This is a genomic window from Caulobacter sp. DWP3-1-3b2 (genome assembly GCF_049896325.1).
Classification (GTDB): Bacteria; Pseudomonadota; Alphaproteobacteria; order Caulobacterales; family Caulobacteraceae; genus Caulobacter.
This window is the reverse complement of sequence record NZ_JAFCUB010000023.1, coordinates 48,518-61,396: the sequence shown is the minus strand read 5'-3', so window position 1 is coordinate 61,396 and position 12,879 is coordinate 48,518. Positions and strand designations below refer to the sequence as shown.

Genomic DNA, 12,879 nt, shown 5'->3' with positions numbered 1-12,879 from the left:
ATATCAACGCTCTATGAAATAATCAGCGTCACAAACCCTGGCGCGTCCAAAACCACCCCCATAATGGTCCTCACCTGAGAGCACGGGGAGGGCGCACGTACGGCGACCGAGGCGGCTTTTGGGGGTGGTCGAGCGGGAAGGCTTGTCCGCCGTGCTCTCACAAGGAGCGCCCCAGGTCGGTTCGGAGCAGGTTCACCCCCGTGGTGACGAAACTCCGGCGCTCGGGGTAGGCGGACAGGCTGGCAGGTGCGGGCTGAAATCGCCCGCACGGTCCGGAGGGGTGCGCCAAGCCCTCCGCCCGCCGGGGGCCCACTTCGGAAGCGGGTTAAGACCCCGCGCGCCGATGGCTCTCGTCTGAAGGCCACGCGAAGCGCTCGTCTTCGTCGAAACGGTACATCTACTGCAAAACCTCCGGGCGGAGCCCGGGCGCTTCGCACCCTCCCCAAACGCTTCAGCGGTCCCCCGCGTGAAGTCCTCCCCCCATGGGGGAGGGCCTGTATGGGCGATCCCCCCTTGCACCATCCCCAAAAACCCGCATCTAGGCCGCATGCGTCGCTTCAATTCCACCGACCCGTCCTTTCCCGCCGCCTTCAAGGCCTTTCTCGACGAGCGTCGGGGCGCGCCCGAGAATGTCGATGCGGCCGCCCGCAACGTGCTGGAGGCCGTGCAGGCCGATGGCTTGGCGGCCGTGCTCAGCTTCACCAGCCGCTTCGATGGCGTCGAGCTGACCGAGCACACCATCCGGGTCACGCCCGAGGAGATCGAGGCCGGGGCCGCCGCCGTTTCGGCCGAGGTGCGCGAAGCCATCGCCTTTGCAGCCGCCCGCATCCGCGCCTTCCACACCCGCCAGCGCCCGACCGACCAGAGCTGGATCGACGAGGCCGGCGTGCAGTTGGGCTGGCGCTGGACGCCGCTGGAGGCTGTGGGCGTCTACGTGCCCGGCGGCCGCGCGGCCTATCCCTCGACCGTGCTGATGAACGCCGTGCCCGCCCAGGTGGCCGGGGTCGACCGTATCGCCATGGTCACCCCGCCCGGCAAGCTGGAGCCGGCGGTGCTGGCCGCCGCCAAGGAGGCCGGGGTCACCGAGATCTGGCGGATCGGCGGGGCCCAGGCCGTCGCCGCCCTGGCCTACGGCGCCGGACCGATCCAGCCGGTCGACAAGATCGTCGGCCCCGGCAACGCCTATGTCACCGCCGCCAAGCGGCGTCTCTATGGCGTGGTTGGCATCGACGCCCTGGCTGGCCCGTCCGAGATCGTCGTGGTCGCCGACGCCAACAACAATCCCGACTGGATCGCCGCCGACCTGCTCAGCCAGGCCGAGCACGACCCGGCCGCCCAGGCGATCCTGATCACCGACGACGAAGCTTTCGCCCAGGCGGTGTCGGACGCTGTCGATGCCCTGCTCAAGACCCTGACCACCGGCGTCGACGCCGCCGAGTCCTGGCGCGACCACGGGGCGATCATCCTGTGCCCGCTCGACGACAGCCCACGGCTGGTCGATCTGCTGGCCCCCGAGCACGTCGAGTTCGCCATCGATGAGCCCGAACGCCTGGCCGACCGCGTGCGTCACGCCGGGGCGATCTTCCTGGGTCGGCTGACGCCCGAAGCGATCGGCGACTATGTGGCCGGCTCCAACCACGTGCTGCCCACCAGCCGGGCGGCGCGCTTCCAGTCGGGCCTGTCGATCTACGACTTTCTGAAACGCACCTCGATCGTCAAGTGCGACGCGGCGTCATTCGGCATCCTGGGGCCGCACACCGTGGCCTTGGCGAAGGCCGAGGGCTTGCCGGCCCACGCGCTTTCGGCGTCCGTTCGGCTTTCGTCCAACCGGTTGCCTTCCAAGCCGTAAGGGACAAGTCTCCATTCGATGTCCGACGCCCAGTCCACCGAGTCCCTGAAGTCCATCCTCATCGACGAGGACAGCCTCGCGGCGGCGTCGCGGGACCAGGAGCAAGAGCGGCAGGTGGCGATCTTTGACTTGCTCGACGGCAACTATTTCGAGCCGGCCGAGGCGCAGGGCGGGCCCTATGACCTGAAGCTGTCGCTGATCGAGAACCGCCTGGCCTTCGACATCGCCGGCCCCCGTACCGAAAAGGGGGGCTACGAGCGCCGCCACCTGCTGTCCCTGTCGCCCTTCCGGGGGGTGATCAAGGACTATTTCATGATCTGCGACAGCTACTATTCGGCGATCCGCAATTCGACGCCGCAGCAGATCGAGGCCTTGGACATGGGCCGGCGCGGCCTGCACAACGAGGGCTCGAACCTGCTACGCGAGCGGTTGGAAGGCAAGGTCAAGACCGACCTCGACACCGCCCGGCGGCTGTTCACCCTGATCTGCGCCCTGCACTGGCGAGGCTAGAGTGCTCAGTGAAAGTGGGCGCGGTCCCACAATGAGAACTTTTCCAAACCTACCCACCACCGTTTTCCCGGCGAAGGCCGGGACCCAGATTCATCCTGAGCGGCTCGTGGGTTTCACGTGGGCCCCGGCCTTCGCCGGGGAGACGGATGAAAAGCGTGCAGAGCGGCTGACACTTTTTTTCAGGGCGAGGCTCTAGGGCGTGTCGGGCGAGCTTCCGGGCGCGGTGCTCTTCGCCTGCAATTTCAACCGCGTGCGCTCGCCGATGGCCGAGGCGCTGTTCAAGCACTTCTATGGAACGAGAGCGTTCGTCGATTCGTGCGGCCTCAAGCCCGACCCCGCCGAGGAGGGGATCGACCCCTTCGTGGCCGTGGTCATGGACGAGATGGGGCTCGACGTCACAGCCCACCGCCCCAAGAGCTTCGCCCAGCTGGAGGACGACAGTTTCGACGTGGTCATCTCCCTGACTCCCGAGGCCCAGCACCGGGCCGTCGAGCTGGCCCGCGACCGGGCCACCGACATCGAATATTGGCCGACCCACGATCCGACCCTGGCGGACGGTTCTCGCGAGGCCATGCTGGCCTCCTACCGCGAGGTTCGCGACGCCCTGGCCAACGCAATTCGACAACGTTTCGGCGCGCCATCGACGTTCGGGGGGTGAATGCGCTATACCCCCCGCCTCGCAGCCGTCACCGGCTCCTCGACTCAATGGTCGCGGGGGCCTCGCCGGCATGGCGTCACCCGTTTTGAGAGGCCTGATGGCTAAGGAAGAACTACTCGAGTTTCCCGGTACGGTCAGCGAATTGCTGCCGAACGCGACGTTCCGCGTCACGCTGGAAAACGATCACGAGATCATCGCCCACACCGCCGGCAAGATGCGCAAGAACCGCATCCGGGTTCTGGCCGGCGACAAGGTGCTCGTGGAAATGACGCCCTACGACCTGACCAAGGGCCGCATCACCTACCGCTTCAAGTAGGGCTGGCGATGGTCGTCCAGCGGACGCCGCTGGTCCTGGCCAGTGCGAGCCCCCGGCGCCTGGACCTGCTCGCGCAGGTCGGCGTCGCCCCGGATCGGGTCGATCCCGCCGACATTGATGAAACGCCGCTGCGGGACGAGACCCCGCGGCGCCATGCCTTGCGCCTGGCGATCGAGAAGGCGAGGGCGGTCTCGCCCCGCTCTCCAGGCTGCCTGGTGCTGGCCGCCGACACCGTGGTCGCCGTGGGTCGCCGAATCCTGCCCAAGGCCGAAACGCCGGAACAGGCGGCCCATTGCCTCAAGCTGCTGTCGGGCCGCAACCACATGGTCCTGACCGGCGTGGCCGTGATCGCCCCCGATGGCCGCGAGGCCTCGCGGCTGGTCGAGACCCGCGTGCAGTTCAAGCATCTGTCCGACGCCGAAAAGGCCGACTACCTGGCCGGCGGCGAATGGAACGGCAAGGCCGGCGGCTATGGCGTGCAAGGCGTGGCCGGCGGTTTCATCATCGACCTGCACGGCTCCTACACCTCAGTGGTCGGCCTGCCGCTCTATGAGACCCTGAACCTGCTGACGGGTCTCGGCTGGAGGAGGCCCTCATGAGCGAGCGTCGCGCCTATCTCTATACCGGCATCGGCGAGACCGTCGGGGTCGTCACCCTGGACGGGCGTCCCGAGCGACTGGTCGCCGAGTGGGACGGCGACGATGCTCTCGACGCTGAGGGCGTGCGCGGCGTGGCCCGGGTCAAGAAGATCGAGCGCGCCTTCAACTCGGCCTTCGTCGCCCTCCCAGGCAGCGCCGACCTCCTGCTGCCGATGCGCCAGGACATGCCCAAGCTGGTCGAGGGACAATTGGTCGAGATCGAGATCAAGACCCCCTCGCGCCGCGACAAGTCCGCCGTGGCCCGCTTCATCGGACCGGGCGACGGCGACCCGCGCGTGACGGCTCACGCTCCGACCGTGGAGGAGCTGCTGCGCCTCTGGGTCAAGTCAGGCTCGCCGACCCAGGGCCTCGCCGCGCTGGAGGCGGTCGAGGCGGCCGAGGCCGAGGCGCTGATGACAGTCTTCGCCCTGCCGGGCGGCGGCGACATCAGCATCGAATCGACCCGCGCCCTGGTGGCCATTGACGTCGATCTCGGAAATCGCGATGGGGATTCCAAGAAGGCGGCCCGCGCCGCCAACATGGCCGCTTTCACCACGGCGGCCCGTGTCCTGCGCCTGAAGGGCCTGGCGGGGCTTGTGGTGTTTGACCTGGTCGGCCGCGGCCACGACGGCCCAGCCCTGACCACGGCGGCCCGCAACGCCTTCGCCATCGACAATCCCGGCGTCGGTATCGGTCCGATCAGCAAGTTTGGCGCGCTGGAGATGATCGTGCCGCGACGGACCAAGCCGATTCTCGACCGCCTGCTGGACGAGACCGGCGGCCTTTCGGCCCGTGCCGGGGCCTTGCGGCTCGTCAGGGCCTTCGAGCGCGAAGGCCGGGCCGACCCCGGGGGCAGGCTGGTCGGGCGCTGTAGCGTGGCCGTCGCCGAGACCTTCGCCGCCCTGGACGTCGCCCTGGCCGACAAGATCGGTCGTCGCTTCACCGTTTCGCCGGTTGTCGATTGGGGCAATGACCGCCTGGAGGTCTCGACGTCATGAGCGCTTGCCCGATCTGCAAGAAGCCCGCGATCCCGGACTTCCGGCCCTTTTGCTGCAAGCGCTGCGCCGACGTGGATCTAAACCGCTGGCTGTCGGACCGCTATGTCGTGCCCGGCGCCGACGAGGATGAGGAAAACCCGCCTTCAACGGACTTGGCCACAGACTTCGGCCGGGAATAGTCCGCGATCATCGACGAGGGACTGGACTTCGTTTTTCGCCTCACCTATAGACGCGGCTCCTCGCCGTCAGGCGGGCGTCAGGGCGGTTTCGATCGCCTTTAGGCCCCGACGGACCCGGCGCCTGGATAGCTCAGTTGGTAGAGCAGCGGATTGAAAATCCGCGTGTCGCTGGTTCGAATCCGGCTCCAGGCACCACTTCCTCCCTCGACCCCCAGCCGAAGCCGACGTGGACTTTGGGTGTTCCGGCGCCCCGACTTTCAGCACCGGCGCGTCTGGGGGGTGCAGATGTAAAATTTTACCTACCGCCTGGCGAGGCTCGCAAAGTCTGTTTCGCTGAGCCGACCTCTAAGGCGTTGACTCTCCCATCGGGAAGATCGCGGCGTCTTGTCGACAGGTCTGAGAGCCAAGAGGACCGCTTGCCGACAAAGAGGCCGCGTATTGGCCGGCGCCCGTGGGGCGGACGAAGGCGGAGCAACCCGTCGCCAAGGAAGGCCCAGCAGGCTCCAGCTCGTTTCCGCCAAGCTGGTTTCCCGCAGTAAAATAGGCAAAAATTGCGGTGTCTTGGGCGGCGGCCTCGTTCAATGGTCCTGGCCCCCCGCCGGCGGCCGCTCGCGGTCAGATTGTTCTTTGATGCGATGCGCGTCTCGGTCAGGCTTGTGAGACCGGCGTTTTGTTGAGTTGCTGCACCGCAACATGGGTATTCCCTTTGATGGGGAAAAACCGCCCCTAAATCCTGATTTCTCTTTTGTGCGATGCGGCAACGGTAGTGGGTGCTTCAAAGGGACGGTAAATTTATGCCGCCCGTCACCCCTTGACGGTGCGAAAAGGGGTTGCCAAAGGACCCCTGCCGCAATTCTAACATTGCTGTAAGATCACTGCCTCACAGGGCGGTGGTCACACGCGCTTCGAAACGATCCTTCTGAAGGGCGCAAGCCTGGCTAGGGGGGCGTAACGGGTCGAGCGCAGCGAAGCGGGTCCGCGGGACGTCCGAGTTATCGGTCGCCTCGGGGGCTATTCAAGTTAGGGTGGAGACGCTCTCGCGCGACGACCCTCGGTCCAAACGTGCTAGACCAACCAGGAACTGGCGAAAGATGCTCGACATTAAACGGAAGACCCCCCTCATCGCTCTCGTCGGCGCTCTCGCGCTGATGGCGAGCGCCCCGGCTTTCGCCCAGGATGCTGCTGCTCCTGCGCCGGCCACCACCACAGCCGCCGCCCCGGCTCCCGCCCCGGCCGTTACCCCGGCCCCGGCCGAGGAAGTCGATGCTGGCGTCGCAGCGACTGAAAAGATGAAGTCGCACCAGCTGACGCCCTTCACCATGTTCATGGAAGCGAAGATCGTCGTTAAGGTCGTGATGATCGGCCTGATCCTCGCCTCGGTCTTCTCCTGGGTGCTGCTGATCACCAAGCTCCTCGAGTTTGGCGCCCTGAACCGTCAATCGGACAAGTTCCTGGAAGCCTTCCGGGGCGCTCGTTCGATCGCCGACATCGCCCGTATCGGTTCGTCGGAAGAATTCGAAGGCAACCCGATGGCCGACATGGCCGCCGCGGCCGCCCAAGAAGTCGAACTGTCGCGCCAAGCTGGCCTGGCCATCTCGGGCGAGCACCGTGACTCGGTGATCACCCGCGCCACCTACGCCATCAACGCGGTGCAAGCCTCGTTGGCCAAGCGCCTGTCGGGCGGCATGGTGTTCCTGGCCTCGGTCGGTTCGGCCGGTCCGTTCATCGGTCTGTTTGGTACCGTTTACGGGATCATGAGCTCGTTCATCAACATCGCGAACACCAACACCACCAACCTGGCCGTTGTCGCTCCCGGTATCGCCGAAGCGCTGCTCGCCACCGGTATTGGTCTGTTCGCCGCTATCCCGGCGGTTATCTTCTACAACTACTTCCAGACCCGCATTTCGGCCTACGGCACCCGCTCGGAAGGTTTCGTCGCTGAACTGATGAACGCAATTTCGCGTCAGCTCGACAAGGGAGCCTAACACCGATGGCCGCCAAACTCTCAGGCGGCGGGGGCGACAGGTTCAACGTCGAACAGAACAGCGAGATCAACGTCACGCCCTTCGTGGACGTCATGCTGGTCCTACTGATCATCTTCATGGTGGCGGCGCCTCTCGCCGCCCCATCGGTCGAAGTGAAACTGCCGCCAGCGGTCGCGAAGCCGTCAACGACCCCGCCAAAGCCGGTCTACATCTCGATCAAGTCTTCAGGTCAGGTGTTCATCGGCGACAATCGTACGGATGCTCAGACGTTGGGTGATGACCTGGCCAAGAGCATCGGTAAGCGCGATCCCACCAAGGAGCGCATCTACATCCGGGCCGATGAAAAGACCCGTTATGGAGCCTTCATGGAGGTGATGAATTCACTTCAGGATGCAGGTTTCTATAGCGTGGCGCTCATTGGCCGGGATGACAATAGCTAAGGGGGTGCTGCATGGCTGACGAACAAACGCCCGAGCATCGCCACTATGATCCGCTGACCTCGGAAGGACCCCGAAAGAAAAAGGGTCTGGGCACTTTTGGTATTGCGACCCTGATCGTCCTTGGCGTTCACGTTCTTCTCGGCGTCTATATGGCGAAGCAGAAGTTCGAAGCGGTGATGAAGGAATACAGCGACGACGCCGTGGACGTGGAGTTGCCTCCGCCGCCCCCGCCGCCGCCGCCGCCTCCTCCGCCGCCGCCGCCGCCGACCAACGCTCCGCCTCCGCCTCCTGCGGTGGTGCAGCCGAGGCCGCCGATCGCGCCGCCGCCGGATGTGACGCCGCCGCCGCCTCTGCCGATCCCGCCTGTGAAGGTACGGGTCGAGCAAACGGCGCCGCCCGTGATCTCCGCCGTGCCGCCGGTTCCTTCGAACCCGCCGGCTCGGGCTTCGGTGGTCACGCGTCCTGATTGGGCCCGCAAGCCCACGGGGGACGACATGGCGCGCTACTATCCCGACCGCGCCCAGCGGATGGAGGTGAACGGCCGCGCGACGATCTCGTGCACCGTGAACGCCAGGGGTACGCTCGAAGGTTGCTCGGTCACGTCGGAAAATCCGGCGGACTACGGCTTCGGCGACGCGGCGATGAAGCTGTCGCGACTGTTCAAGATGAAGCCGAAGACGCTCGATGGCGCCCCGGTGGATGGTGGACAGATCTCGATCCCGATCGTCTTCCAGGTTCCCCGCTAGGGATCCCGGCGACCGGTCAAGAAACGAGCGCCCCGAAGCTGCAAAGCTTCGGGGCGTTTTCGTATGGCGGAGGCTGTTCGGCGCTTGATCCAGCCTCCGCGTCCGACTAAACACACTCCCTCGCGATGCGCCGCCTTAGCTCAGTTGGTTAGAGCGCCGGTTTGTGGAACCGGAGGTCCTCAGTTCAAGCCTGAGAGGCGGTACCATCGCGGAACGCAAAAAGGCCCGGCTTCGCAGGCGGGCCTTTTTCGTCGCCGTCTGTGTCAGGCCTCGCCATGGGGGCAAAAGAGCGCCGCCCAGACGCGCCAGGCGATCAGGGCGATCACGATCCAACCCACCATCAAGCCTGCCAAAGGCCGGGTCTGCCACCAATAGCGGACACGGCCAAAAGCGGCCCCCGAAGACACGGTCACTCTACGCTCCCCTGCGCGGACCTCGCCGCGCCTGCTCGACTTGCCAGGGATGCTGCGCCAGAACGACGTCCCGCGATAGGGCCTGCGGCCGCGTCACAGCGACGCTATGATCGGACGTTCAGTCGAGCCGATATTCGGCGACATCGCCCTCGCGCAGAAGGATTTCCAACTGCTTGCGCTTGAGGATCATGCGGTTGTGACGGCGGACCACTTCGCCGATCACCGGGACGAGGACGGTGCAGACCAGGAACAGCGACAGGATGAGAAGCATGGAGACCGATGCGTAGCGACGGAAGGAGTCGCCGGCCAGAACGCGCGGACCCTGCTCTCGATCTGTCGTCGCGCCATCGTGGCGAGGGGCGTCTAGGAGACCGCCGCGGCGGGCTCGTCATCGACCATCGCCTTGACCAGATCAACCACGCGGCGACGCAGCCGGCGGTCCTTCAGGCGCGGGAACAGGTCGGCCAGTTCCAGCCCCTCGGCCGTGGCCACGAACTGGGTCATACGCTGTGAGAAGCCGTCGTCACTGACGCCTGATGTTTCGTCCAGACCGTCGAAGAAGTAGGACACCTGCGACTCCAGCAGGCGCGCGGCCTCGTAGAGCTTCGAGGCGCTGATGCGATTGGCCCCGCGTTCGTATTTCTGGATCTGCTGGAAGGTGATGCCAAGGGCGTCGGCCAGTTGGGTCTGGCTCAGGCCCAGCACCTTGCGCCGGATCCTCAGGCGCGCGCCGACATAGAGATCGACCGGGTGAGCTGCATCCGCGGTGGTTTTTTGTGCCATCCGCTTCACGTCCCTCCAGCCGCCGTTGATCGCCTGTCGATGCGAGGCGCGCGGCCCAGCTTGGTTAAGACAGGATAGACTCAGGAGCCCGTCATAGTCACGCCTCTGACACATCACGCGTCTGACACATCACGCCTCTGACACATCACCGCTTTCGCCGGAAACGCGCGAACCGGACTTGACCTTTTTGGCGGGTAGGGGTGACTGCCGGCCATGGAGACGAAGGCAGGCGCCCAAGGGGCTACGGCCGTTGCCGTGGCGGGCGCCGGCGCGATCGGATCGGCGGTGGCCCTCGCCCTGGCGCGCGCCGGCCTGGCGGTCACGGTGTTCGATCCGCGTCCCTTGGGCGACAACGCCTCGGGCGTCGCGGCCGGCATGCTGGCGCCCGTGGCCGAAGCGCTGTTTGACCCGGCTTCGGCTTCGCACCTGGATCTCCTTCGCCGGACGCGCGACCTGTGGCCCGCCTTCGCCGCCCCGCTCGGCGTTTTGATCCAGCGGGGCGGCCTGAAGGTTGAGGGCGACACCGCCTGGCTTTGCGCCGTCGCGGCGCGCGCCGAGGCCCTGGGCGCGCCCCTGAGCCCCGCTGACGGCGAACGCGCCCTGACGAGCGACGAGGACTGGCGGATCGAGGCCCGCCCGGCCCTGAAGGCCCTGCATGACGCCGCCCAGGCCCTGGGCGCGCGGTTCGAGCCCCGCGCCTTCACCGCCGATGACTTGGCCGCCTTCTCGGCCGTGGTGCTGGCGACCGGCGCGGCGGACGGCGCGGGCCTGGCGCCGGAGCTATCGGTCTTGACGCCGATCAGGGGCCAGATTTTGCGAGCTGATCGCGGGCCGGCCGACGGTCCGGTTCTGCGGGGTGAGGGCGTCTATATCTGCCCGGGTCCGCGCCCGGCCGTCGGCGCGACCATGGAATTTGGTCGTTATGACCTGGCCGTCGACACCACGGCCACGGAGGATCTTCGCCGGGCGGCGATCCGTTTGCGCCCCCAACTGGCGCAAGCGGTCTTCGCCACCGAGGTCGGCGTTCGCGCCACCACGCCCGACGGCCTGCCCCTCGTCGGCTGGAGTGCGACGCCCAAGGTAATGCTGGCGGTCGGAGCCCGCCGCAACGGCTGGCTGCTGGCGCCGCTTGTGGCCGATCTCGTCGCCGCGTATCTGATGGGTGATAACCCAGGTCCGGACGCCGCGAGCTTCGACGCGCGGCGGTTCTCGCGAACCTGAGGACCCACGATAACAAGGCAAGGGCAGGAGCGCATGGCCGGATTCTGGTTGACCGAGGAACAGGAAGCCATCCGCGAGGGCGTCGCCAAGCTGTGCGCCGGCTTTGACGACGAGTACTGGCGGCGCACCGACGAGACCGGGATTTTCCCCGAGGCGTTCGTCGCCGCCATCGCCGAGGGCGGCTGGCTGGGCGTTGCCATGCCCGAGAGCGTCGGTGGCGCCGGCCTGGGCCTGACCGAGGCGGCGGTGATGATGCAGACCGTGGCCCAGTCCGGGGCGGGCTTTTCCGGCGCCAGCGCCATCCATCTGAACATCTTTGGTCCGATGCCGATCGTGAAGTTCGGGACGGAGGAACAGCGCCAGAAGCATCTGCCGCGCCTGATTTCCGGCGAGGACAAGATGTGCTTCGCGGTGACCGAGCCCAATTCGGGCCTCGATACCTCCAGCCTGGAGACGCGGGCCGAGCCGGTCGACGGTGGCTACCGCCTGAACGGTCGCAAGATCTGGACGACGGGCGCCCAGCGCGCCAACAAGATCCTGATCATCGCCCGCACCACCCCCAAGGACCAGTGCGCCAAGCCGACCCAGGGGCTTTCCCTGTTCTACACCGACCGCGAGAAGATCGAGGCCAAGCCGATCCCCAAGATGGGGCGCAAGGCGGTCGAGTGTAACATGCTGTTCATCGAGGACCTGTTCGTGCCCCAGGAGGACCTGGTGGGCGAGGAGGGCAAGGGTTTCGCCTACCTCCTGCACGGCCTCAATCCCGAGCGCGTGCTGTTCGCCGCCGAGGCGGTGGGCCTGGGACGAGTGGCCCTGTCCAAGGCGGTGACCTACGCCAAGGAGCGCGTGGTGTTTGGCCGGCCGATCGGCCAGAACCAGGGCATCCAGCATCCGTTGGCCAGGTCCTGGGCCGAGTTGGAAGCCGCCAACCTGATGGCCTTCAAGGCCGCCGCCCTCTACGACCGCGGCCAAGATTGCGGGGCCGAGGCCAACGCGGCCAAATATCTGGGCGCCGAGGCGGGCTTCACCGCCTGCGAAACCTCGGTCCTGGCCCATGGCGGCATGGGCTACGCCAAGGAGTATGACGTCGAGCGCTATTTCCGCGAGGCGATGATCGCCCGCATCGCGCCGATCAGCCGCGAGATGATCCTGAACTTCATCGCCGAACGGGTGCTGGGTCTGCCCAAGAGCTATTGAGGTCACAGTCCTTTCGCAGCTCACGCACTTGCCCCCACCTGGCGACTTCGTCGCCTGTCCGCCCCCATAGGGGGCCGAGCCCCGCGCGCCTGAGCTCTGCCTCCTATGGGGGCGGACAGACCGCGAAGCGATCAGGTGGGGGCAAGTGAGTTTGATCCCGCGCCCCGAGCTAGTCCGCCGCGAACTTGATCGGGATGCGGACGCTGGCGCCGTCGACGGGGCGGCCGTCTTCGGTCTGGGGGCTCATCTTGAAATAGCGCGACAGCTTGATGGCGGCGCTGCCGAAGCCTTCTTCGGATGGCGTCTCGGCCAGCACCGTGCACATGCGGATCGCGCCATTGGCGGCCACCGTGCAGTTCAGGGTCGCCGAGCCCGAGACCCCGCGCCGCATGGCGCTGTCGGGATAGAAGCGGCTGAACTCCGAGGCGCCCGGCTTCTTCAGCCAGTTGGGCCGGCCGATGACCGGAGCGGGCGGCAGGGCGGGAGGGCCGACCGGGCCAACTTCCGACTTGGGCGCGCCAGGGTCCACCGGACCGTCCCGGACGGGGCCGACCGGCTCCTCGGGCGGCTTGAAGGGACTGAGCAGTTCGGGGATCACCGGCGTCGGGACGGCCTTGTGCAGCGGGGGAGGGTTGGCCGCTCTCGGCGGAGTCGGCTTGTCTCGAACCTCTTCCTTGGGCGGAGGCCTATAGAGCGGCAGTTCGAAGACGCGCGGCTCGCCCTCGATGTCGATCGGTGGCGCATACTTCTGATAGGCCAGATAGGCGAACAGTCCTGCATGGCCGATCGACACGACGACCAGCGCCGCCAACATCGGCTTCGAGGGCTTGGCGGGCGAGGCGTCGACGCCTGGGATATAGGAACCGATCGCGGCGGTTTGGGTGACCATGGGAACCTCCTGGGGCCGGCCGCTCCTGGCCGACGCCCCACCGTTCCACAAAGAATT

16 protein-coding genes and 2 tRNA genes are annotated in these 12,879 nt (G+C 66.6%); 14 read left to right on the top strand and 4 right to left on the bottom strand.

Features of this window, described 5'->3' with window-relative positions:
* Positions 1-547 precede the first annotated feature (547 nt).
* The 12 genes from hisD (at position 548) to ACP7AG_RS14570 (ending at position 8,525) form a co-directional block, all read left to right on the top strand.
* Positions 548-1,849 carry a histidinol dehydrogenase gene (hisD, locus tag ACP7AG_RS14625; RefSeq protein WP_426012876.1) on the top strand — a complete coding sequence of 434 codons (1,302 nt, stop codon included), beginning with the start codon at positions 548-550 and terminating at the stop codon, positions 1,847-1,849.
* Between the two features lie 18 nt (positions 1,850-1,867).
* Complete coding sequence (locus tag ACP7AG_RS14620) at positions 1,868-2,359, top strand: UPF0262 family protein (RefSeq protein ID WP_426031695.1); 492 nt, start codon at positions 1,868-1,870, stop codon at positions 2,357-2,359.
* 199 nt (positions 2,360-2,558) lie between these two features.
* Positions 2,559-3,017 (top strand): low molecular weight phosphatase family protein, encoded by a 459-nt coding sequence (locus ACP7AG_RS14615; RefSeq protein WP_426012873.1) that lies wholly within the window; start codon positions 2,559-2,561, stop codon positions 3,015-3,017.
* A gap of 97 nt (positions 3,018-3,114) precedes the next feature.
* Positions 3,115-3,333: a translation initiation factor IF-1 gene (gene infA, locus ACP7AG_RS14610; protein WP_008261544.1), complete on the top strand. Its 219-nt coding sequence runs from the start codon at positions 3,115-3,117 to the stop codon at positions 3,331-3,333.
* 8 nt (positions 3,334-3,341) lie between these two features.
* Positions 3,342-3,932 (top strand): Maf family protein, encoded by a 591-nt coding sequence (locus ACP7AG_RS14605; RefSeq protein ID WP_426031693.1) that lies wholly within the window; start codon positions 3,342-3,344, stop codon positions 3,930-3,932.
* Positions 3,929-4,969, top strand: a complete 1,041-nt coding sequence (locus ACP7AG_RS14600; protein ID WP_426031691.1) for a ribonuclease E/G — start codon at positions 3,929-3,931, stop codon at positions 4,967-4,969. The genes ACP7AG_RS14605 and ACP7AG_RS14600 overlap by 4 nt, the downstream gene beginning before the upstream one ends.
* Entirely contained in the window at positions 4,966-5,148 is a 183-nt protein-coding gene (locus tag ACP7AG_RS14595; protein WP_426012868.1) for a DNA gyrase inhibitor YacG, read from the top strand. Before ACP7AG_RS14600 ends, ACP7AG_RS14595 begins: the two co-directional genes overlap by 4 nt.
* A gap of 119 nt (positions 5,149-5,267) precedes the next feature.
* Positions 5,268-5,343, top strand: a tRNA-Phe gene (locus ACP7AG_RS14590).
* 896 nt (positions 5,344-6,239) lie between these two features.
* Entirely contained in the window at positions 6,240-7,133 is an 894-nt protein-coding gene (locus ACP7AG_RS14585) for a MotA/TolQ/ExbB proton channel family protein (RefSeq protein ID WP_426013255.1), read from the top strand.
* A gap of 5 nt (positions 7,134-7,138) precedes the next feature.
* Positions 7,139-7,573, top strand: a complete 435-nt coding sequence (locus ACP7AG_RS14580; RefSeq protein WP_426012866.1) for a biopolymer transporter ExbD — start codon at positions 7,139-7,141, stop codon at positions 7,571-7,573.
* A gap of 11 nt (positions 7,574-7,584) precedes the next feature.
* The gene (locus tag ACP7AG_RS14575; protein ID WP_426031689.1) at positions 7,585-8,319 is read left to right on the top strand and encodes an energy transducer TonB; all 735 of its coding nucleotides are present in this window, start codon (positions 7,585-7,587) and stop codon (positions 8,317-8,319) included.
* A 129-nt stretch (positions 8,320-8,448) separates the two neighbouring features.
* Positions 8,449-8,525 (top strand) — tRNA-His (locus ACP7AG_RS14570).
* 57 nt (positions 8,526-8,582) lie between these two features.
* Here ACP7AG_RS14570 and ACP7AG_RS14565 read toward each other — a convergent pair.
* The 3 genes from ACP7AG_RS14565 to ACP7AG_RS14555 form a co-directional block, all read right to left on the bottom strand.
* Positions 8,583-8,732, bottom strand: coding sequence for a hypothetical protein (locus ACP7AG_RS14565; protein WP_426012863.1), 150 nt, complete (start codon positions 8,730-8,732; stop codon positions 8,583-8,585).
* 118 nt (positions 8,733-8,850) lie between these two features.
* Positions 8,851-9,003 carry a hypothetical protein gene (locus tag ACP7AG_RS14560; RefSeq protein ID WP_426012861.1) on the bottom strand — a complete coding sequence of 51 codons (153 nt, stop codon included), beginning with the start codon at positions 9,001-9,003 and terminating at the stop codon, positions 8,851-8,853.
* Between the two features lie 92 nt (positions 9,004-9,095).
* On the bottom strand, positions 9,096-9,515 hold the full coding sequence (locus tag ACP7AG_RS14555; RefSeq protein ID WP_426031687.1) for a helix-turn-helix domain-containing protein: 420 nt from the start codon (positions 9,513-9,515) through the stop codon (positions 9,096-9,098).
* Positions 9,516-9,728: 213 nt separating this feature from the next.
* Between ACP7AG_RS14555 and ACP7AG_RS14550 the strand changes: the two genes are divergently transcribed.
* Positions 9,729-10,736 (top strand): FAD-dependent oxidoreductase, encoded by a 1,008-nt coding sequence (locus ACP7AG_RS14550; RefSeq protein WP_426031685.1) that lies wholly within the window; start codon positions 9,729-9,731, stop codon positions 10,734-10,736.
* A 33-nt stretch (positions 10,737-10,769) separates the two neighbouring features.
* Positions 10,770-11,933, top strand: coding sequence for an acyl-CoA dehydrogenase family protein (locus ACP7AG_RS14545; protein WP_426031683.1), 1,164 nt, complete (start codon positions 10,770-10,772; stop codon positions 11,931-11,933).
* Between the two features lie 169 nt (positions 11,934-12,102).
* Here the strand turns inward: ACP7AG_RS14545 and ACP7AG_RS14540 are convergent, their stop codons facing one another.
* A complete protein-coding gene (locus ACP7AG_RS14540; protein ID WP_426031681.1) occupies positions 12,103-12,822 on the bottom strand; it encodes a TonB family protein in 720 nt (239 codons plus the stop codon).
* Positions 12,823-12,879: the final 57 nt, after the last annotated feature.